The 19,943-nt window shown below is 64.3% G+C and carries 17 protein-coding genes; 2 read left to right on the forward strand and 15 right to left on the reverse strand.

From position 1 onward, the window contains the following. Window positions 1–45 precede the first annotated feature (45 nt). The 14 genes from lpdA to eno form a co-directional block, all read right to left on the reverse strand. Window positions 46–1,467, reverse strand: a complete 1,422-nt coding sequence (lpdA, locus tag IVB26_RS22175; protein WP_247967412.1) for a dihydrolipoyl dehydrogenase — start codon at window positions 1,465–1,467, stop codon at window positions 46–48. Window positions 1,468–1,484: 17 nt separating this feature from the next. After that, window positions 1,485–1,718 (reverse strand): hypothetical protein, encoded by a 234-nt coding sequence (locus tag IVB26_RS22180; protein ID WP_247967413.1) that lies wholly within the window; start codon window positions 1,716–1,718, stop codon window positions 1,485–1,487. Between the two features lie 22 nt (window positions 1,719–1,740). Then, window positions 1,741–3,099, reverse strand: a complete 1,359-nt coding sequence (locus IVB26_RS22185; RefSeq protein WP_247967414.1) for a pyruvate dehydrogenase complex dihydrolipoamide acetyltransferase — start codon at window positions 3,097–3,099, stop codon at window positions 1,741–1,743. A gap of 62 nt (window positions 3,100–3,161) precedes the next feature. Further along, window positions 3,162–3,614, reverse strand: a complete 453-nt coding sequence (locus IVB26_RS22190; protein WP_246930226.1) for a nucleoside deaminase — start codon at window positions 3,612–3,614, stop codon at window positions 3,162–3,164. Between the two features lie 2 nt (window positions 3,615–3,616). Beyond that, the gene (locus IVB26_RS22195) at window positions 3,617–3,919 is read right to left on the reverse strand and encodes a DUF5076 domain-containing protein (RefSeq protein WP_018320291.1); all 303 of its coding nucleotides are present in this window, start codon (window positions 3,917–3,919) and stop codon (window positions 3,617–3,619) included. Window positions 3,920–3,922: 3 nt separating this feature from the next. Continuing rightward, window positions 3,923–5,305, reverse strand: a complete 1,383-nt coding sequence (locus IVB26_RS22200; RefSeq protein WP_247967415.1) for a pyruvate dehydrogenase complex E1 component subunit beta — start codon at window positions 5,303–5,305, stop codon at window positions 3,923–3,925. Window positions 5,306–5,334: 29 nt separating this feature from the next. Next, window positions 5,335–6,357: a pyruvate dehydrogenase (acetyl-transferring) E1 component subunit alpha gene (gene pdhA / locus IVB26_RS22205; protein WP_247967416.1), complete on the reverse strand. Its 1,023-nt coding sequence runs from the start codon at window positions 6,355–6,357 to the stop codon at window positions 5,335–5,337. Between the two features lie 268 nt (window positions 6,358–6,625). Then, window positions 6,626–8,143 carry an aldehyde dehydrogenase gene (gene adh, locus IVB26_RS22210; protein WP_247967417.1) on the reverse strand — a complete coding sequence of 506 codons (1,518 nt, stop codon included), beginning with the start codon at window positions 8,141–8,143 and terminating at the stop codon, window positions 6,626–6,628. 288 nt (window positions 8,144–8,431) lie between these two features. Further along, window positions 8,432–9,391: a helix-turn-helix domain-containing protein gene (locus tag IVB26_RS22215; protein ID WP_247967418.1), complete on the reverse strand. Its 960-nt coding sequence runs from the start codon at window positions 9,389–9,391 to the stop codon at window positions 8,432–8,434. A gap of 215 nt (window positions 9,392–9,606) precedes the next feature. Further along, complete coding sequence (locus tag IVB26_RS22220; RefSeq protein WP_028141594.1) at window positions 9,607–9,924, reverse strand: FtsB family cell division protein; 318 nt, start codon at window positions 9,922–9,924, stop codon at window positions 9,607–9,609. Window positions 9,925–10,125: 201 nt separating this feature from the next. Then, window positions 10,126–10,677, reverse strand: a complete 552-nt coding sequence (locus IVB26_RS22225; RefSeq protein WP_246928822.1) for an NADPH-dependent FMN reductase — start codon at window positions 10,675–10,677, stop codon at window positions 10,126–10,128. Window positions 10,678–10,951: 274 nt separating this feature from the next. Beyond that, window positions 10,952–11,950, reverse strand: coding sequence for an MBL fold metallo-hydrolase (locus IVB26_RS22230; protein ID WP_247967419.1), 999 nt, complete (start codon window positions 11,948–11,950; stop codon window positions 10,952–10,954). Between the two features lie 118 nt (window positions 11,951–12,068). Then, entirely contained in the window at window positions 12,069–13,202 is a 1,134-nt protein-coding gene (locus IVB26_RS22235) for a zinc-binding dehydrogenase (protein WP_247967420.1), read from the reverse strand. Window positions 13,203–13,246: 44 nt separating this feature from the next. Then, on the reverse strand, window positions 13,247–14,530 hold the full coding sequence (gene eno, locus IVB26_RS22240) for a phosphopyruvate hydratase (RefSeq protein WP_247967421.1): 1,284 nt from the start codon (window positions 14,528–14,530) through the stop codon (window positions 13,247–13,249). A 176-nt stretch (window positions 14,531–14,706) separates the two neighbouring features. On the opposite strand from eno, the gene IVB26_RS22245 reads away from it, so the two are divergent. Both IVB26_RS22245 and queF read left to right on the forward strand, forming a co-directional pair. After that, window positions 14,707–15,684 carry a Vgb family protein gene (locus tag IVB26_RS22245; RefSeq protein WP_247967422.1) on the forward strand — a complete coding sequence of 326 codons (978 nt, stop codon included), beginning with the start codon at window positions 14,707–14,709 and terminating at the stop codon, window positions 15,682–15,684. 158 nt (window positions 15,685–15,842) lie between these two features. Further along, the gene (gene queF / locus IVB26_RS22250; protein ID WP_247967423.1) at window positions 15,843–16,295 is read left to right on the forward strand and encodes a preQ(1) synthase; all 453 of its coding nucleotides are present in this window, start codon (window positions 15,843–15,845) and stop codon (window positions 16,293–16,295) included. A gap of 22 nt (window positions 16,296–16,317) precedes the next feature. Here queF and IVB26_RS22255 read toward each other — a convergent pair whose 3' ends face one another. After that, window positions 16,318–19,692 carry an autotransporter domain-containing protein gene (locus tag IVB26_RS22255; RefSeq protein WP_247967424.1) on the reverse strand — a complete coding sequence of 1,125 codons (3,375 nt, stop codon included), beginning with the start codon at window positions 19,690–19,692 and terminating at the stop codon, window positions 16,318–16,320. Window positions 19,693–19,943: the final 251 nt, after the last annotated feature.

Consider the following 19,943-nt stretch of genomic DNA (forward strand, 5'->3'; position numbering starts at 1 on the left):
TTCGAGGCTCGCTGCGCGAGCACCTCAGGATGACGGGTCTAGCAGTTAAATATTCAGCACCCGTCCATAGGCATCCAGCACGGCTTCCTTCATCATCTCCGACAGGGTCGGATGCGGGAACACCGTGTGCATCAGCTCTTCTTCCGTGGTCTCCAGATTCATGGCAACAACGTAGCCCTGGATCAGTTCGGTGACCTCCGCGCCGACCATGTGAGCGCCGAGCAGCTGGCCGGTCTTCTTGTCGAAGATGACCTTGACGAGGCCCTGATCCTCGCCGAGCGCGATGGCCTTGCCGTTGCCGACGAAGGGGAAGCGACCGACGCGGATCTCTCGGCCGCTCTCCTTGGCCTTGGCTTCAGTGAGGCCGACGGACGCCACCTGCGGCTGGCAATAGGTGCAGCCCGGGATCATGTTCTTGTCCATGGGATGCGGATGCAGGCCCTTGATCGCCTCGACGCAGATCACGCCCTCATGCTCGGCCTTGTGCGCCAGCATGGGCGGGCCGGCAACATCGCCAATGGCGTAGATGCCGGGAACGTTGGTCTTGCCATAGCCGTCGACGACGATGATGCCGCGGTCGGTCTTCACGCCGAGCTTTTCGAGGCCGAGATTTTCGGTGTTGCCGACGACGCCGACCGCCGAGATCACGCGCTCGAACTCGGTCGTGACGGGCTTGCCCTTGCCGTCGTCGATGGTGGCAACGACGCTGTCGGCCTTCTTCTCGAGCTTGGTCACCTTGGTTGAAGACATGATCTTGATGCCCTGCTTCTCCAGGCGCTTGCGCGCAAGGCCGGCGATCTCGGCATCCTCGACGGGCAGGATCTGCGGCAGCACCTCGACGACGGTGACGTCGCTTCCCATGGTGTGGAAGAACGAAGCGAACTCGATGCCGATCGCACCGGAGCCGACCACCAGCAGCGACTTCGGCATCCGCTCCGGCACCATCGCCTCGAAATAGGTCCAGACCAGCTTCTTGTCGGGCTCGAGCCCGGGCAGCACGCGCGGCCGCGCGCCCGTCGCGACGATGATGTGCTTGGCCTGATAGCTGCCCTCGCCCAGCGAGCCCTTGGGGCCCTCGACGTCGGACTTCTTCACGGTGACCTTGCCGGGCGCGTCGATCGAGGCCGCGCCCCAGATCACGCTGACCTTGTTCTTTTTCATCAGGAAGCCGACGCCGTCGTTCAGCCGCTTGGAGACGCCGCGCGAGCGCTGCACCACGGCCTTCGGATCGAACGAGACGTTATTAGCCGACAGCCCGTAATCCTTGGCGTGTTGCATGTAGTGATAGATCTCGGCGGAGCGTAAGAGCGCCTTGGTCGGGATGCAGCCCCAGTTCAGGCAGATGCCGCCGAGATAGGATTTTTCGACGATCGCGACCTTGAAGCCGAGCTGGGCGGCGCGGATCGCGGTGACATAGCCGCCGGGGCCGGAGCCGATGATGATGACGTCGAAAGATGTATCGGCCATGGCGGCTCCCGTTCAACTCAAGAGGCGCCGCGAGCGCGGCGCTTGACCAGAAAAGACCTCACCAGCCATTCGAGCACCACCAACAGGACTATGACGGCCAGCGCGGTGAGCACGATGGGCTGAGCGATGTTCCGTGCCAGTTGCTCGCCGGCAAAGAACGCAGAATGAAGAAAATCGAACCCGATCGGGTTGAGCGCGACGACGGCGCCGAGCAGCAGCGATATCCATGGCCAGCGGGTATGGACATGCAAGGTTGCCCCCTCTGCCGCCGCCTCAGACCATCATCATGACGGGGTTTTCGATCAGCTGCTTGAACGCGCCGATCAGCTCGGCGCCGAGCGCGCCGTCGATGGCGCGGTGATCGCAGGACAAGGTCACGCTCATCATGTTCGCGATCTCGATCTTGCCGCCGCGCACGACGGGACGCTCCTCGCTGGTGCCGACCGCGAGGATGGTCGCATGCGGCGGGTTGATCACGGCGGTGAAGTGGCTGATGCCGAACATGCCGAGATTGGAGACGGCGGTGGTGCCGCCCTGATATTCCTCGGGCTTCAATTTGCGGGAACGAGCGCGCGCGGCAAAATCCTTCATCTCGTTGGAGATGGTGGAGAGCGTCTTGGTCTCGGCCTTGCGGATGATCGGCGTGATCAGGCCGCCGGGCATCGCTACCGCGACGCCGACGTCGGAATGATGGTGCTTGACCATGCCGCTTTCGGTCCAGCTCACGTTGCAGTTCGGGATCTTCTGCAGCGCGACCGCCATCGCCTTGATGACGAAGTCGTTGACCGAGATCTTGTAGAGCGGCTTCTTTTCCTTGTCCTTGGGAGCAGCCGCATTGATCTCCTCGCGCGCGGCGAGCAGCTTGCCGATGTCGCAGTCGATGGTGAGATAGAAGTGCGGGACGTTCTGGATCGAGGCGGTCAGGCGCTGCGCGATGGTGCGGCGCATGCCGTCATGCGGGACGACCTCGTAAGAACCCGGCTCGAACAGCGACAGGATCTGCTTGTCCGACATGGTCGGCGCGATCGAAGTCGCACCTGACGGCGCCGCTGCGGGAGCCTTGAGGCCCTTGCCGGACTTGGCCTGCTCGACGTCGCGTGCGACCACGCGGCCATGCGGGCCGGTGCCGGTGACCATGCCGACATCTATGCCGGCGTCCTTGGCGAGACGCCGCGCCAGCGGCGATGAGAACACGCGCCCGCCATGGCCGTTGCTCTTCTGCGTGGCCGGAGCCGCGGCAGCCTGCGGCGCGGGCGCTCCGGCGGGCGGCGCAGCCTTGGGCGCGGCAGGCGCAGCGGCCGGAGCCGGCGCTGCAGCGGGTGCCTCAGCAGCTTTCGGAGGCGCGGCCGAAGCGCTGGGCTTCGCAGCGCCCGCCGCCTTCACGTCCTCGCCCTCGCCGGCGAGCACCGCGATCACGTCGTTGACCGGGACATCCTGCGTGCCCTCGGGCACCAGGATCTTGGCGATCGTGCCCTCGTCGATGGCCTCGACCTCCATGGTCGCCTTGTCGGTCTCGATCTCGGCGATGACGTCGCCGGATTTGACCTTGTCGCCTTCCTTCTTCAGCCACTTGGCGAGGTTGCCCTTCTCCATCGTCGGCGAAAGAGCGGGCATCAGGATGTTGATGGGCATGCTGACCTCACGAAGAACTTCTCAAAACGTCGTCTTCGACAGCGAAGACGAACTGACCAGGTTTAGTTGCCGATGTCGCCTTGCCAGAGGCGCTCATTGGCAGGATTGGAACGCCAAGTCTTCATCATGGTGATGGAGCGGTCGTCGGCAAGGTCGATCCAGGGGATGCCGAACTTGTCCAGGATGTCCTTCGAGCCCTCGAAGGTGACGGATTCTCCGATCACCACCAGCTTGACCTTGAACAGCGCCAGCGCACCGGCGCACATCGAGCATGGCGACAGCGTGGTGTACATGATCGTGTCGTGGAACGAGATCGCGCCGGCCTCGCGCAGGCAGCTCATCTCGCCGTGCAGGATCACGTTGTTCTCCTGCACGCGGTTGTTGTGGCCGCGGGCGATGATCTTGTTGTCGCGCGTCAGCACGGCGCCGATCGGCAGGCCGCCCTGCGCGATCGAAGCCTCCGCCTCGCGGATCGCTTCCAGCATGAAATCGAAATGATGGGATTCGATCGCCACGGTCAGTGTCCCTTGCCGCGCGGCGTCGTGGTGCCGGTGTCGGTGGGACGCTCGATCTCGGCCTGGAACATCTCCAGGATCCGGTTGAGGGCGTCCTCTTCGGTGTATTCGCTCTCGCGCGCATAGGCGCGCGCGGCGTGGCGGGCGAGATCGACGAGCAGCAGGCCCCACATGTCGGGCTCCTCGAAGGCGCGCTGGAACGCCATCGACAGCCCGCCGTCCAGCACGAACACGCGCAGGATCTCGACCGCGTCATCGCGGGTCATGACGTCGGGCGGCAGTGGCTGCTCCTTCGGGCCCGCCATGATCTACCTGTAGCAGACGGCTTTGGCGGCCTCGACGACCTCAGCCGCCGAGGGCAGCGCGAGCTTCTCCAGATTGGCGGCATAGGGCATCGGCACGTCCTTGCCGGACACGCGCGCGACAGGCGCATCCAGATAGTCGAAGGCGTTCTCCATGATGCGCGCGGCGATCTCGGCGCCGACGCCGCTCTGGGCCCAGCCCTCTTCCACCGTGACGGCGCGCCCGGTCTTCTTGACCGAGTTGATGATGGTCTCGGTGTCCATCGGACGCAGCGTGCGCAGGTCGATCACCTCGGCCTCGATGCCCTCCTTGGCGAGCTCGTCGGCGGCCTTCAGCGCATAGGTCATGCCGTTCGACCAGGAGATGATGCTGACGTGGCTGCCCGAACGCACAATGCGCGCCTTGCCGATCGGGATCACGAAATCGTCGAGCTTGGGCACTTGGCCGGTGTGACCGTAGAGCACCTCGTTCTCGAGGAAGATCACCGGATTGGGATCGCGAATCGCGGCCTTGAGCAGGCCCTTGTAATCCGCTGCCGAGAAAGGCGCGACGACCTTGAGGCCCGGAACGTTCGAATACCAGGCCGAATAGTCCTGGCTGTGCTGGGCGGCGACGCGGGCGGCCGCTCCGTTCGGGCCGCGGAATACGATCGAGCAGCCCATCTGGCCGCCGGACATATAGAGCGTCTTGGCCGCGGAGTTGATGATCTGGTCGATCGCCTGCATGGCGAAGTTGAAGGTCATGAACTCGACGATCGGCTTCAACCCGGTCATCGCGGCGCCGACGCCGACACCGGCAAAGCCGTGCTCGGTGATCGGGGTGTCGATGACGCGCTTGGCGCCGAACTCCTGGAGCAACCCTTGCGTGACCTTGTAGGCGCCCTGATACTCAGCGACCTCCTCGCCCATCACGAAGACATCAGGATCGCGGCGCATTTCCTCGGCCATGGCATCGCGCAAGGCTTCGCGGATGGTCTGCGTCACCATCTCGGTGCCTTCAGGCACTTCCGGATCGGGCTCGGCGACGGCCTGCGGCGCGGGCGCAGCCTTCGGTGCCGGCGCTTCGGACTTCGCAGCGGCGGGCGGCGCGGACTCCGCCGCCTTCTGGGCCGGCGCGGGCGCCTTAGCGAGATCCGCCGCGCTCTCGCCGTCGGCGAGGATGGTCGCGATCGGCGTGTTCACCGCGACGTCGGCGGTCCCCTCGGGGATCAGGATCTTGCCGAGCGTGCCCTCGTCGGTCGCCTCGACCTCCATGGTCGCCTTGTCGGTCTCGATCTCGGCGATGACGTCGCCCGATTTGATCGTCTCGCCCTCTTTCTTCAGCCATTTGGCGAGGTTGCCCTTCTCCATCGTGGGCGACAACGCGGGCATCAGCACTTGAATTGGCATAGCGACTCCAAAAGAAAGCTTGCGCGCGTTCAGCGGTAAATGTCGGTCCAGAGCTCGGCGGCATCCGGCTCGGGATCATGCTGGGCGAAATCGGCGGACGCGTTCACGATGTCGCGCACCTCGGCGTCGATCGCCTTCAGGTCCTGCTCACTGACCTTGGCCGCGAGCAGGCGGTTACGCACCTGCTCGATCGGATCCTGGTCGTGGCGGACCTTCTCGACCTCCTCGCGCGTGCGATATTTTGCAGGATCGGACATCGAGTGGCCGCGATAGCGGTAGGTCTGCATTTCCAGGATGTAGGGGCCCTTGCCGGCACGGCACCAGGCCGCCGCCTCCTCGCCCGCAGCCTTGACGGCGCGGACGTCCATACCGTCGACCTGCTTGCCGGGGATGTTGAAGGACGCGCCGCGCTTGGAGAAGTCCTGCTGCGCTGAGGCGCGCGAGACCGAGGTGCCCATGGCGTAGCGGTTGTTCTCGATGACGAAGATCACCGGCAGTTTCCAGAGCTCCGCCATGTTGAAGCTCTCATAGACCTGGCCCTGGTTGGCCGCGCCGTCGCCGAAATAGGTGACGCTGACGTTGTCGTTGCCGCGATAGCGATTGGCGAAGGCAAGTCCGGTGCCGAGCGAGACCTGGGCGCCGACGATGCCGTGGCCGCCGTAAAAGTGCTTCTCCTTGCTGAACATGTGCATGGAGCCGCCCTTGCCCTTGGAATAACCGCCGCGGCGGCCCGTGAGCTCGGCCATGACGCCGTTGGCGTCCATGCCGGTGGCGAGCATGTGCCCGTGATCGCGATAGCCGGTGATGACCTGATCGCCCTGCTTCAGGGCCATCTGCATGCCGACGACTACGGCCTCCTGGCCGATATAGAGGTGGCAGAAGCCGCCGATCGCGCCCATGCCGTAGAGCTGGCCGGCCTTTTCCTCGAACCGCCGGATCAGGAGCATGTCGCGGAGCGCCTTGAGCTCCTGCTCCCTGGTGAATTCCGGGGGCGAACCGCCGTCGGGCTTGTCCTGTGGAGTGCTTGCGGCGGCTTTCTTGGGTGCGGCCATAGGAATTCCGGGTCAGAGAAAACTTTCGTCCTCTCTAACCCAAGTCAAACACCCTTGGAAAGCACCGCGGCGACATGGCACGACTTTCATTATGCCGCAGTGCAACGTGGTCGAAATATTGGAAAATCTTTGGCGCCGATCGGGCAACAAATCTATGCGCCTCACGCGCGTGCGCAGATTCGTGACCGGATCAAGAATGTGGGCCACGCCAATCCCAGCCCTTAGAGCGGACGGCGCCGAAATGGCGCCGCCCTCTCCGCACCGCCGATCAGAAGAAGCCGAGCTTCTTCGGGCTATAGCTGACCAGGAGATTCTTGGTCTGCTGATAATGATCGAGCATCATCTTGTGGGTCTCGCGACCGACGCCCGACTGCTTGTAACCGCCGAACGCCGCATGCGCGGGATAGGCATGGTAGCAGTTGGTCCAGACCCGGCCGGCCTGGATCGCCCGGCCGAAGCGGTAGCAGCGGTTGGCGTCGCGGCTCCAGACACCGGCCCCGAGGCCATAGAGCGTGTCATTGGCGATCTCGAGCGCTTCCTCGTCGTTCTTGAACGTCGTGACCGAAACGACGGGCCCAAAGATCTCCTCCTGGAAGATCCGCATCCTGTTGTGGCCCTCGAACACGGTCGGCTGGACGTAGAAGCCACCCGAGAGATCGCCGCCGAGCTCGGCGCGTCCACCGCCGGCCAGCACCTTCGCACCCTCCTGTTTGCCGATGTCGATATAGGAGAGGATTTTTGCGAGCTGCTCGCCCGAGGCCTGCGCGCCGATCATGGTGTCGGCCGCACGCGGGTCGCCCTGCTTGATCGCCGCGACACGCTTCAGCGCCCGCTCCATGAAGCGGTCATAGATGTCGGCGTGCACCAGCGCCCGGCTCGGACAGGTGCAGACCTCGCCCTGGTTCAGCGCGAACATGACGAAGCCTTCGATCGCCTTGTCGAAGAAATCGTCGTCTTCCGCGGTGACGTCGTTGAAGAAGATGTTCGGCGACTTGCCGCCCAGCTCCAGCGTGACCGGAATGAGGTTCTGGCTGGCGTATTGCATGATCAGCCGGCCCGTCGAGGTCTCGCCGGTGAAGGCGATCTTGGCGATGCGCGGGCTGGAGGCCAGCGGCTTGCCGGCCTCGAGACCAAAGCCGTTGACGATGTTGAGGACGCCTGATGGCAGTATGTCGGCGATGATCTCGGCCCAGACCATGATCGAGGCCGGGGTCTGCTCGGCGGGCTTGAGCACGACGCAATTGCCGGCGGCGAGCGCAGGCGCGAGCTTCCAGCAGGCCATCAGCAGCGGGAAGTTCCAGGGGATGATCTGGCCGACCACGCCGAGCGGCTCGTGGAAATGATAGGCGATGGTGTCGTGGTCGATCTCGCCGATCGAGCCTTCCTGGGCGCGGACGACGCCGGCAAAGTAGCGGAAGTGATCGATGGCGAGCGGGATGTCGGCGGCGCGGGTCTCACGGATCGGCTTGCCATTGTCCCAGGTCTCGGCGATGGCGAGACGCTCGAGATTTTCTTCCATGCGATCGGCGATCCGGTTCAGGACCGCGGCGCGCTCGGCGACACTGGTGCGGCCCCAGGCGGCCTTGGCCGCATGCGCCGCGTCGAGGGCCGCCTCGACGTCCTGCGCGTCGGACCGCGCGATCTTGCAGACGATTTGGCCGTTCACAGGCGAGGCGTTGTCGAAATATTTGCCTGATATCGGCGCGACGAACTTGCCGCCGATGAAATTGTCGTAGCGTTCGGCGAAGGGGACTTTGGTGACGCTGAGGAATTCCACCTTGTTCATTGATCACTCCCGATGTTTGCTGTTTGCGCAATTCGTCGCGTGCTCGCGACTTGCGCGAACGATGATGCGGGGAGCGTTTTCTGTCAGCCCAGGCAGGGGCGATGGTGGAGCGGACCTGTCGCAGTTCTGCGACAGTCGGGGGGCGAGGCAAGTGCAAGATGGAACGCTGGCCGCTCCCACAGCGTCATTGCGAGCGAAGCGAAGCAATCCAGGCTGCCTCCGCGGAGACACTCTGGATTGCTTCGTCGCAAGAGCTCCTCGCAATGACGGCTGGGAAAACCGTAGGGCCTAGTGGTTCAATTCGAACCGCTTCAGCTTCCGGTGCAGCGTGGCACGGCTTACGCCGAGGGCCTTGGCGGCTGCCGACACATTGCCGCCGGCGCGGAGCAGCGCCCGCTGCACCACCGCGCGTTGACCGCCGGCAAGATGATCGCGCGCAGTATCGCCGCCGAGCAGATCCGCCGCCGGCACCGGCTGCAATGCCCGGCCAGGAGCGATGCCGAGCGCCACCCGGGCGGAGCGGGTCGCGCCGATCACGAGATCATCGGCATCGACCGCAATGAGGCCTCCGCATTGGCCATCCGCAACTTGCGTCAGCACGATGCGGGCATGGGCGAAGGCCCGGCGGAACAGATCGGCCTCGATGCGCTTGGCCGCCTCGCCTGCCGCAAGCGCGATCAGACTGGAAAATGCATCGGTCCGGTCGGTGCGGCAGGAGGACACGTCGAGCACGCCCGCGAGCGCCGCCTCATGGTCGTAGATCGGAACGGCGCTGCAGCTCAGAAGCGTGTTGCGGGTGAAGAAATGCTGGTCGCGGTCGATCGTCAGCGGACGCTGCTCGACGAGGCAGGTGCCGATGCCGTTGGTGCCCTCGTGCTCCTCGCTCCAGAGCGCACCGGTCCACAGGCCCCAGGATTGAAACGTGGCGTCGTCCGCCGCCGTACCGCGACGATCGACCGGCACGCCCTCACCGTCGGCGAGCAGCACACAGCAGCCGCTCGCACCGACGGCCTGATAGAGCCGGTCCATCACGCCTTGCGCTGCGGCCAGGAGCGGCGCGACGCGCTCGCGCGCCTGGTGCAGCTCGGCTTCGGTCAGCCGCATCGGCGAGGTGCGGCCGCCGGGATCGAGATGATGCAATCTGGACGAACGGCGCCACGAGGCCACGAGCGCGGATCGTGCCGCCTGGCCTGACGCGATGGCGGCCTCGACACGGGCCGCGTGATGCCGGGGCATTGTCCCATTCATCACTGTTTCCTCCGGATGGCAGACTAGAACGGGCGGGCGCTGCCTGATTGATCTGCGTCAACTTCGGCGAGCGCCACGCAAGCCATGAGCCCGCTGACGCGCTGCCGTCAAGGCAACCGGTGGGTTCCGGACTTACGACCTTCGCAGGAGCCACGGACCCGGTGGTCGGATTTCGGCATCGGCTTTCGGGTCGCTTTCAAAAGCTGCGGAAAACGCTACTTCGCCGGGATCATCCGAACGAGATCGCGCGGATTGACGTAGTCGAGCTGGAAGCGCGCCCGCTCGTCCAGCATGTCGGGGTCGATCCGCTCGGATCGCAGCAGCGACACCCGCTGCTCGCTCCTGGCGCGCTCGCGCTTGAGCTGGGCCAGCTCGCTGGTCAGGGCGATGATCTCCTGGTCGAGTTCCTGGCGGGCGTTGAGGCCGTATTTGCCGGTATAGGCGTTGACGCCGAAATAGCCGACGATGGCGGCCGCCATCGCGTAGAGGGCAAGGCCGGTCAGGATCGATTTCAGGCGCGCGCGGGAGACCATCTTGGGAAGATGGGACAGGTTGGTTAAGGGAGTGCTAATTCGAGCCACTCCCCGCCCCACCCGCCCCTCATGGTGAGGAGGCGCGAAGCGCCGTCTCGAACCATGCAGGCCCGGCTGTCCCCGCGGCCATCCTTCGAGACGACCGCTTCGCGGTCTCCTCAGGATTGAAGACCTCCCGACTGGCCGCGGGGATATTTTGCTTCAGCCCTGGTGTTTCGCCACGTGCGCGGCGAAGGCGTTGATGTACTGCTGCAGCACCGTCTTCAGGGAGTCCTTGGTCAGATCTCCGTTTGCATCGAACGCATCGCCGACGGCGTTCAGGTAGATTTCAGGCTGCTGGAGCAGCGAGCCGGAAATGCCCGGCAGAATGTTCTGCAGATGCTTGGCCGCGCTGACGCCGCCGAGCGGTCCCGGCGAATTCGAGATGATGCCGACCGGCTTGCCGAGGAGCGAGCTCTTGCCATAGGGGCGCGAGGCAACGTCGATGGCGTTCTTGAGGACGCCCGGAATCGAGCGGTTGTATTCGGGGGTGATGAACAGCACGCCATTCGACTTCTGGAGCTTGTCGCGGAAGGCCAGCCAGTCCGCGGGCGGCGCACCCTCGAGGTCCTGGTTGAAGAACGAGATGCCCGCCGGCGTGATGACCTCGAGCTTGAGGGTATCAGGCGCAAGCTTGGCGAGCGCGTTGGCGATCTTCAGCGAAAAGCTCTCCTTGCGCAGGCTGCCGGCGATCGTGACGATGTTGTAGGCCATGAGATGTCCTTGAAACCTTGAGGGGAAGTGCCGGACGGCACTTAAGCGATCCGGATCGATGGATGCAAGTGCATGAATTAGCCTGATTTGGAAACCCTGTGTTTCGCGAAAGCAGACATTGGACCCGTCGCCCGGATGGAGCGCAGCGCAATCCGGGGCCGGCATAGCTTGGGGCACGACCCCGGATTACGCTTCGCTCCATCCGGGCTACAATCTCAAAACAATCGGGCCGCCAAGCGACGGCCCGATCTTTCGCCCACATGTCAAATTCAGATCAGATCGTCGGATTCCACGCCGACGGGATCAGGCGGTACTTCGCGCCGTCCTTCTGGACATGGCCGACCGAAGGGAACGTGAAGTGGAAGCCGACCACCGTCGCCTTCTCCGCCGCCGCCATGTCGTAGAATTTGTGGCGCGTCTCCTGCGCCAGCGCGGCGTCGTAGTCGAACATCACGTGCCAGTCGGGATTGCGCAGGAAGAATTCCGGGATGTTGGTGACATCCGACTGGATCAGCACCTTGGCATGGCCCGAGGCGACAGCGAACGAGGTGTGGCCCGGCGTGTGGCCCGGGGTTGCGATCGAGGTGATGCCGGGCGCGACCTCCTTGCCCCACTCGTATTTGGTGACCTTGGACTCGAGGCCGGCGAAGGTCTTCTTCACGTTGGCGAAGTAGTTCTTCATCATCGGATTGGACTCGGCCTTGGCCGCGTTCTCCTCGCTGGTCCAGAACTCCCAGTCCTTGCCCGGCACCATGATCTCGGCATTGGGGAATGCGAGCGCGCCGTCGGCAAGGCGAATGCCGTTGGTGTGATCGGGATGCAGATGCGAGAGCAGCACGATGTCGATGTTCTTCGCCTCGACGCCGGCAGCCTGGAGGTTCTGCAGCGTGCGGCCGACCGCGCCCTTGCTCGCCTCGAGATTCGCAATGCCGTTGCCGGTGTCGATCAGGACCAGCTTGGAGCCGGTGTTGATGAGCTGCGGGTTGAACGGCACCGTGACCATGCCCTTCGGCATGTAGGCTGCTTCGCCCGCGGCCAGCGCTTCGTCCTTGGGAATGTTGGCGACGAACTTGTCCGGCATCGGGAAGGTGCGCGCGCCGTCATTGATCGAGGTGCACTCGTAGCTGCCGACCTTGTAGCGATAGAAGCCCGGCGCTTGCGTGCCGGTCGGCGGCACTGAGGCATTGGCCGCGGTCGGCACGAAGCCGGATACGGCAGCCGCGCTGAGGGCGGCGGCGCCTGTGAGCAAATGACGGCGATTGAGATCAGTCATGGAGAGGTCCCCTTCTGAGCGCCCCGCGGTTTCTCCGCTTGCAATGGCGGCGGAATAATCTCCGGCTGCGCTCAGAAGGCAAGACCTTCCTTCGGTAACCTGCCGTTGCAGATCACGATTATTTATTCGGGTTGATGAGGAATTTTTCGCCGGTGGCGCGTTTGGCGTACACGGCGACGTTGGCGAGATCGAGCGCCTCGGTCAGCGAGACCACCTTGGTGTAGTGACTGGCGAAAGTGGTCTTGAGCTCGGACGCGACGCGCTGGCGCAGACGACCGATCTCGGCCGGACCGATGTTCTGGAGGAACGGCGTCAGCAGCCAGCCGCCGACGCCCCAGGTCAGACCGAAGGACCGGCTCAATTCAGTCGGCCGATTGTCGAGGCTGCCGTAGATATAGACCTGCTTGTACACGTTGGAGCCGTAGCGGCTGTATTCCTTCGCAGTCTTGTTGGCCGCAGCTTCCATGGCGGTCAGAATCTGGCTCGCCAGCTTGCCGCCGCCGATGGCATCGAAGGCGATCGTGGCGCCGGTCTCGACCAGCGCATTGGTGAGATCGTCCGTGAAATCAGGCGCGCTGGAATCCACGACGTGCTTGGCGCCGATCTTGTGCAGGATGTCGGCCTGCTCCTTGCTCCTGACGATGTTGACGAGCCCGATGCCGTCCTTGATGCAGATCTTGTTGAGCATCTGGCCGAGATTGGACGCAGCCGCCGTGTGCACGAGCGCCTTGTGGTTCTCCCGCCGCATCGTCTCAGTCATGCCGAGGGCGGTCAGCGGATTGACGAACCAGGACGCACCGTCCGCGGCCGTGGTGCCCGCCGGCAGCTCCATGACGTCGCGAACCTTCAGCACGCGATACTGCGTGTACATCGCGCCGCCGATCATCGACACCGTCTTGCCCATCAGGGCTTTCGCCGCATCCGACGAGCCCGTCTGGATCACCGTGCCGGCGCCCTCGTTGCCGACCGGCAGCGACTGATCGAGCCGGGCTCCCATCATCCGCATCGCAGCCTCCGGCATTTTCGCCGTGATGACCGGCATCTCCTTCGTGCCGGAGGCCTTGGCGGCCGACATGTCGGCCGGCCCGATCAGGAGCCCGAGATCGGAGGGGTTGATCGGGGTCGCCTCGACGCGGACCACGACCTCGTCGTCGGCCGGCTCCGGCGTCGGGACATCCACGAGGGACAATTCCAGCTCGCCGCTCTTCTTCAGCAGCGAACGCAGTTGCAGTCCGGACTTGCCATCGCTCATGTCGATCCTCCCCTGTCGGTCTTTTCGCGAGTCGAAGCGCTGGCTTATGCCAGCGCCTTCAGTGCGGCCTTGCCGCCGTACAGCGCCTGCTTGCCGAGCTGCTGCTCGATGCGCAGGAGCTGGTTGTATTTGGCGGTGCGGTCGGAACGTGCAAGGGACCCGGTCTTGATCTGACCGCAATTCGTTGCGACCGCAAGATCGGCGATAGTGGAATCCTCGGTCTCGCCCGAGCGGTGCGACATCACCGAGGTGTAGCCGGCCTTGTGCGCCATCTCGACGGCGGCGAGCGTCTCGGTCAGCGTGCCGATCTGGTTGACCTTGATCAGGATCGAGTTGGCGCGGCCGGCCTTGATGCCATCGGCGAGGCGCTTGACGTTGGTGACGAAGAGGTCGTCGCCGACCAGCTGGCACTTCGTGCCGACGAGGTCGGTGAGCTCCTTCCAGCCGTCCATGTCGTCTTCGGACATGCCGTCCTCGATGGTGACGATCGGATAGCGCGAGACGAGGTCGGCAAGGTACTTGGCCTGCTCGGAGATCGAACGGGTCTTGCCCTCGCCTTCATAGACGTATTTGCCGCCCTTGAAGAACTCGGTCGAGGCGCAGTCGAGGCCGAGCACGATATCGCTCCCCGCCTTGAAGCCGGCCTTGCCGATCGCGTTCATGACGAACTCCAGCGCGGCATCGGCCGACGGCAGGTTCGGGGCAAAGCCACCCTCGTCGCCGACATTGGTGTTGTGGCCGGCCTTCTTCAGCTCGGACTTCAACGTGTGGAAGACCTCCGCGCCGTAGCGCAGCCCCTCGGCGAAGGACGAGGCGCCGACGGGGAGGATCATGAATTCCTGGAAGTCGATCGGGTTGTCGGCATGCACGCCGCCATTGATGATGTTCATCATCGGCACCGGCAACAGGCGCGCCGAGGTGCCGCCGACATAACGGTAGAGCGGCATGTCGAGCGAGTTCGCGGCCGCCTTGGCGCAGGCGAGCGAGACGCCGAGGATTGCGTTGGCCCCGAGCCGGCTCTTGTTCGCTGTGCCGTCGAGGTCGATCATGATCTGGTCGATCTGGGCCTGCTGCTCGACATCGAGGCCGCTCAGGGCCTCGAAGATCTCGCCGTTCACGGCGCCGACGGCCTTGGTGACGCCCCTGCCGAGATAGCGGGCCTTGTCGCCGTCGCGCAGTTCCACGGCCTCATGGGCCCCCGTAGACGCGCCGGAGGGCACGGCAGCGCGGCCGAGCGCGCCATCCTCCAGCACGACATCGACCTCGACGGTGGGATTGCCCCGGCTATCGAGGATTTCGCGGCCGATGATGTCAATGATGGCGGTCATGATGTGCACTTCCGTTCGTTAGGTTTGATCGGTTCGCCGCGGGTCTTACACGGGCCGCAAGCAAATGTGAACGCTTGGACCGCGTGCTTCGACTGACGCGTGAAGCGGCCGGGGCTAAGCTTGAAATCAACTGATCTGCGCGTCCAACCTCAATCTGAACCAGCCGGGGTAACGCCATGAATCGCCGCCAATTTCTCGCCTCGACTGCCGCCCTGTTGGTGACCCGCCCAGGTTTTGCCCAAGAGGCCCCATTCCGGACGAAATATTTCCCGATCAGTGCGGGCATCGGCCTGCACGATCTCGCACCCGCCCCTGACGGTTTGGTCTGGTTCACGGCGCAGGGCAAGGGCCTGCTCGGCAGACTCGATCCCCGGGATGGCCGTTTCAAGACGGTCAGCCTCGGTCAGGGCGCCGCCCCGCATGGCGTGACGATCGGCCCCGACGGCGCGCCCTGGATCACCGAGGGCGGCCAGAACGCGATCGCGCGGGTCGATCCGTCCGATCTCAAAGTTACGCTGTACCGCCTGCCGGAAAAATTCGCCTCCGCCAATCTCAACACCGGCGTGTTCGACAAGGAAGGCACTTATTGGTTCACCGGCCAGTCCGGCTATTACGGCCGGCTCGCGCCGAAGTCTGGCGAAATGAATGTGTTCAGGGCGCCCAAAGGCGTTGGCCCCTACGGCATCACGGTGACGCCCAAGGGCGATATCTGGTACGCCTCGCTCGCCGGCAGCTACATCGCGAAGATTGATCGCGCGACGGGTAATGCCGCAATGGTCGAGCCGCCGACGCCAGGCGCGGGCTCGCGGCGCGTGTGGTCGGACTCGAAAAGCCGGATCTGGGTCAGCGAGTGGAACAGTGGCCATGTCTCGGTGCACGATCCCGCCGATGGGTCGTGGAAGACGTGGAAGCTGCCGGGCGAGCGTCCCCGCGCCTATGCCGTCTTCGTCGACGACAAGGACAAGGTCTGGCTGACCGACTTCTCCGCCAACGCCATCGTCCGCTTCGATCCTGCTACGGAGAAATTCAACGTGTTCGCCAGCGACAAGGCCAATGCCGCCGTGCGCCAGCTGGACGGCAGGCCGGGCGAGCTCTGGGGCTGCGAGTCCGGCAACGACCGGATCGTCATGGTCCAGACCCTCGCCGCCGGTTGACGGCAGCGGCATTTACGTCCATCCCGGCACCCTCTAGAGCGCGACCTTATCGCGCTCTAGCCGTTTTTTGACTGAGCATGATCTTTCGGAAAACCGGTACCCACTTTGCGCTAACGCGGCCCTCCGGGTCCGGATCTGCTCCACAGGATGTGACGACGATGGCGAAGAAATCCCTCCAGCTCGGCCGTGCGGTCGACTGGCCGCACACACCGGAAGACGCTCAGCTCGACCGCGTGCCCAATCCGCAAAAGGGCACCGACTATCTGGTGCGTTTCACCGTGCCGGAATTCACCTCGCTCTGCCCGGTCACGGGACAGCCGGATTTCGCGCATCTGATGATCGACTACGCGCCGGGGGCGTGGCTGCTGGAGTCGAAATCGCTCAAGCTTTACATCGCGAGCTTCCGCAATCACGGCGCCTTCCACGAGGACTGCACCGTCATGATCGGCAAGCGCATTGCGAGCGAGATCAAGCCGAAATGGCTGCGCATCGGCGGCTATTGGTATCCGCGCGGCGGCATTCCGATCGATGTGTTCTGGCAGACCGGCCGCGCGCCGAAGGGCCTCTGGCTGCCCGAGCAGGGCGTCGCGCCGTATCGCGGGCGGGGATGAGCCGCGCATCCTGCGTTCGCGATCACCACGCGTACCGCACCACGCCCTTGCCTGCGTAGGATCGCGTGACGCCGGAGAATTCACCCTCGAACGTACCGGCGGCCGACCACCCGTTCAGCCACTTCTTCTCGACCGATCCTGTCACCAGCGCGGAGTCCGAGGCCATGGCCGCGCCATTCACGACGAAGCTTGCACCGGGCAACGTCTGGAACGTGGCGCCAATGGCACGGTCGGGATTGAAATCATGCGCCCAGGCAAGCCGCCCGCGCAGGGTGACGATGCCGTCGGCCTGGGCGAAGGATTTGTCGGTGCGCAGGCCGAGCTCTGTGCGGGTGTCGGTGGCGCTCTTGGCGCCGTAGGCCAGCGCGAACGTGTTGCTGCCGACGATGGCCTGCTCGGCATAGGCCGGCAGATCGAACGTCGTGAACTGCGCTGCGGCGTAAGGCGTGAGGCCGACGCCCTGCGTGACGAAGCGATAGCCGCCCTCGAGCCGGCCGGAATATGTGTTGGCGTTGAACTCCGCACGCAGGCGATCGACGCCGGCAACCGTCACGGTGCGATCGGTGGTGATGTCCTGCCAGCCATAGGCCAGCGCGCCGGTGATGTAGGCAGGCCCGATGATGTGCCGGAAGAAGGCGCCGGCCTGGAACAGGTCGGATCGCCCGCCGCCGAGGGCATTCGCCACGGTGAAGTTGGTGCCGCCGCCGGCGAGCGCGAAGCCGACCAGCGTATCGCGGGAGATGCGATAATCCGCACCGACAGCGGTGCCATAGAGATTGCTTGTGGTGGTGTTGGACCCGACCACTGTGCGGCCGTCAGTCTGCTGCGCGCCGCCGAAGCCCGCCGCCCAGACGCTCCAGCGCTGCTCGAACGACGGCGCGATCGGGGCCTTGGTGTAGATCGCAGCCAGCGCGTCGTTCGGCTTGCGCGTCCGCGCGTAAGCCAGGGCTGTCTCGTCCGTATAGGCATTCGGCGCGCCGCCCGCACTGACGGGATCGCCGCGGCCCGCGATGAACGGATCCGTCATCACGCCCATGAACTGGTTCATCGCGTTGAACGTCGTCTGCTGCGGCGCGCTGCCGACCTCGCCGGAGAGCTGAGTTAGGCCGGTGGGCGTAAGACTTCCGAACACCATCGGGATGGTGCCGTTTGTGTTGAAGAAGTTGATGATAGCGTTGCCGACGTTCTGCTGGTTACCGTTGAGGTTGCCGGACGGCGGCGCGAAATTCAGCGCAAGATTCAGATAGGCATGGGTGCTGTCATAGCTCAGCGTCGTGTGGAAGCCCGACGGCAGGCCAGTGTTGGCCACGGTGGGATCGAACGTGCCGGCGATGCTGCTCGCAGTCAGGATCATGTACTGCTTGGCGACGTAAGAGCCGGCGGCAAAATGCGCACCCACGATGGCGCCGTTAGGTGCTGCGTTTCCGGTCACATTGGCAAAGCTGGAGGTTGAGGGATCGACGAAAACACTGAACAGGGCCCCTGACTGCATCGTGAGGCTTGCCACGGTCATGGAGGTTCCCGGCCCGCCCGCGCCACCCGGCGAGAAAATGCCGCCCGCGTTGACTTGGAGCGCCCCCACAGTGCCGGTGCCGGCCAACGCTGCAGTCGCGTTCACCGTGGTGAGGCTCGATGACATCGAGCCATCGACAACGAGCGTGCCACCGTTGACCGTCGTCGTGCCGGTATATGCGCTACCGTCGCCCGACAGCAACATGATGCCGGAACCGGTCTTCACGAATCCACCACTCCCGATCAAGGAGCCGGCGAAGATCGACGTCGAATTGTCCCCGCCGACCGTCATGGTGAATGCGCCGGTATCGAGCACGCTGCCTGCCACGCCGGCCACCGACCCAAAGGTCGCGCCGCCACCGGTGACATTGGCGATCGCGCCGGCGGTGCCGAGGGTCACGCGTCCCGACACGCTGCCGCCCCCCGAGCTCAATTGGCTAGGGGCTGAGATCGTGACGTTCCCGTTGATCGTTCCGTCCAGCCCGATGTATTCGGAGATGCTGTTGATCGATGCATTGACCGTGCCGGTCGCCTCGACGATCATTTTGCCGTCATTCAAGATGGTATTGGTGGAGTTCAGTGTTCCGCCAACACTGATTTGGCCGCCAGAGTTCGTGAAGGTGGTGGCGTTGACGGTGCGGCCGGCGTCGATCCAGATCGCGTGAACCATCGCATTGGACTGGTTGATCAGCGTCGTTACGGTGAGATTGCCGCCCGAGACAAAAAGGTCGGATATTGCACCGGTAGTCAGGTTACCGTTGACGGTGAGCGCACCGGTCACCGTGAAGGTGCCGCTTTGATGGTCGACGTTGCCGTTGATCGTCCCGGCTGCGTTCGCGGTGCCGGAATTCGTCAGTCCGCCATTGACCGTTCCAGTGGTCGTGAAGGTGCCGCCGGCCGCGTTCGTCGTCCCGGCAGTTGTCGTCACCGTACCGCCGTTGGTGAAAGTGCCGGCGTTGTTGGCGATGCTGGTCGCGCTCAGCGTCCGGCCCGCCGAGACCTGGACCGCGGTGACGGAAGTCGAATTGTTCGTCAGCGTCGTGATGCCGGTGAAGCTGCCGAGCTGCACGGCCAGGCTCGACGTCGCGTTGTTGGTCACCGCACCATTGGTGGTCAGATCGCCGACCACCGCGAAGGAGCCGCTGCCCTGGTTGGTGATGCCGTCATTGAATGCGCCCCCCGCGTAGGCCGTGCCCGAATTCGTCAGCCCGCCGTTGACCGTGCCCGTCGTGCTGAAGGAGGCGCCGGCGGCATTGGTCGTGCCGCCGGTCGTCGTGATCGAGCCAGTGTTGACGAACGTGCCACCGTTGTTGGCAATCGTCGTCGCGGAGATGATGCCGGTGGGAAAGTTGGAGAAACCGGTGGTGGTGGTGATGTCGCCGATCAGGGTACCTTGATTCCTCGCGAACGCACTGACGGTCAGCGACGTCGTCAGGCTACCGGCGTTGACGAAGGTCCCGGCGGTAACGCTGGTGGTGGTGAACGAGTTGGTGCCGGACAGCGTCAACCCGCTGGACGACCCCGCCTGCGAGATCGAGGCGCCCGTCATGTCGTTGCTGATAAAGATGAAAGTGCCGATGCCGACGCCGACGGCATTGTTGGTGATGCCGGTGACAAAATTCACCGCCTGACCGCTTATCAAGTAGTCCTGGGACGCAGCGCTGAAAATCCAGGACTGGGGTGAGATGGGGCCAAGAGTGACGGTGACTGCCTTCGTGCCCGTGCTGGAAAAGGTCGCGGTTTCGCCTGCGGTGTCGGGGACGGTGTTTGTCGTCCAATTGGTGGCCTCGTTGTAATTGCCGTTGGCGACGCCGCCATCCTGCCATACCTGCGCTCGCGCCAGGGACGGCAACAATGCAACCGTCGCAAGAGCTGTGCCGGCCAACCAAAACCTGATTAAGAGCGCCCCACGCGTGGGCCCAGCCCCGCCTGCCCCGATCATTGAAAATTCCGCTGAGTCCTGCGCTGCCCTTGATTGCCAGATATTTCAAACGGGAAATATCTAGCTGCTTCGCCACCTACGAACCACCGATGACCGGTTTCGTCGCCGGGCCAATCGGCGATTCCACGGCGGTGTGGCTGCAAGGCAACAAAAGGTTGCACAATTCCCGGGCACTCGCTGAGCCGGTCCAGGAA

Origin of the sequence: Bradyrhizobium sp. 195 (assembly GCF_023101665.1) — a bacterium.
GTDB lineage: Bacteria > Pseudomonadota > Alphaproteobacteria > Rhizobiales > Xanthobacteraceae > Bradyrhizobium.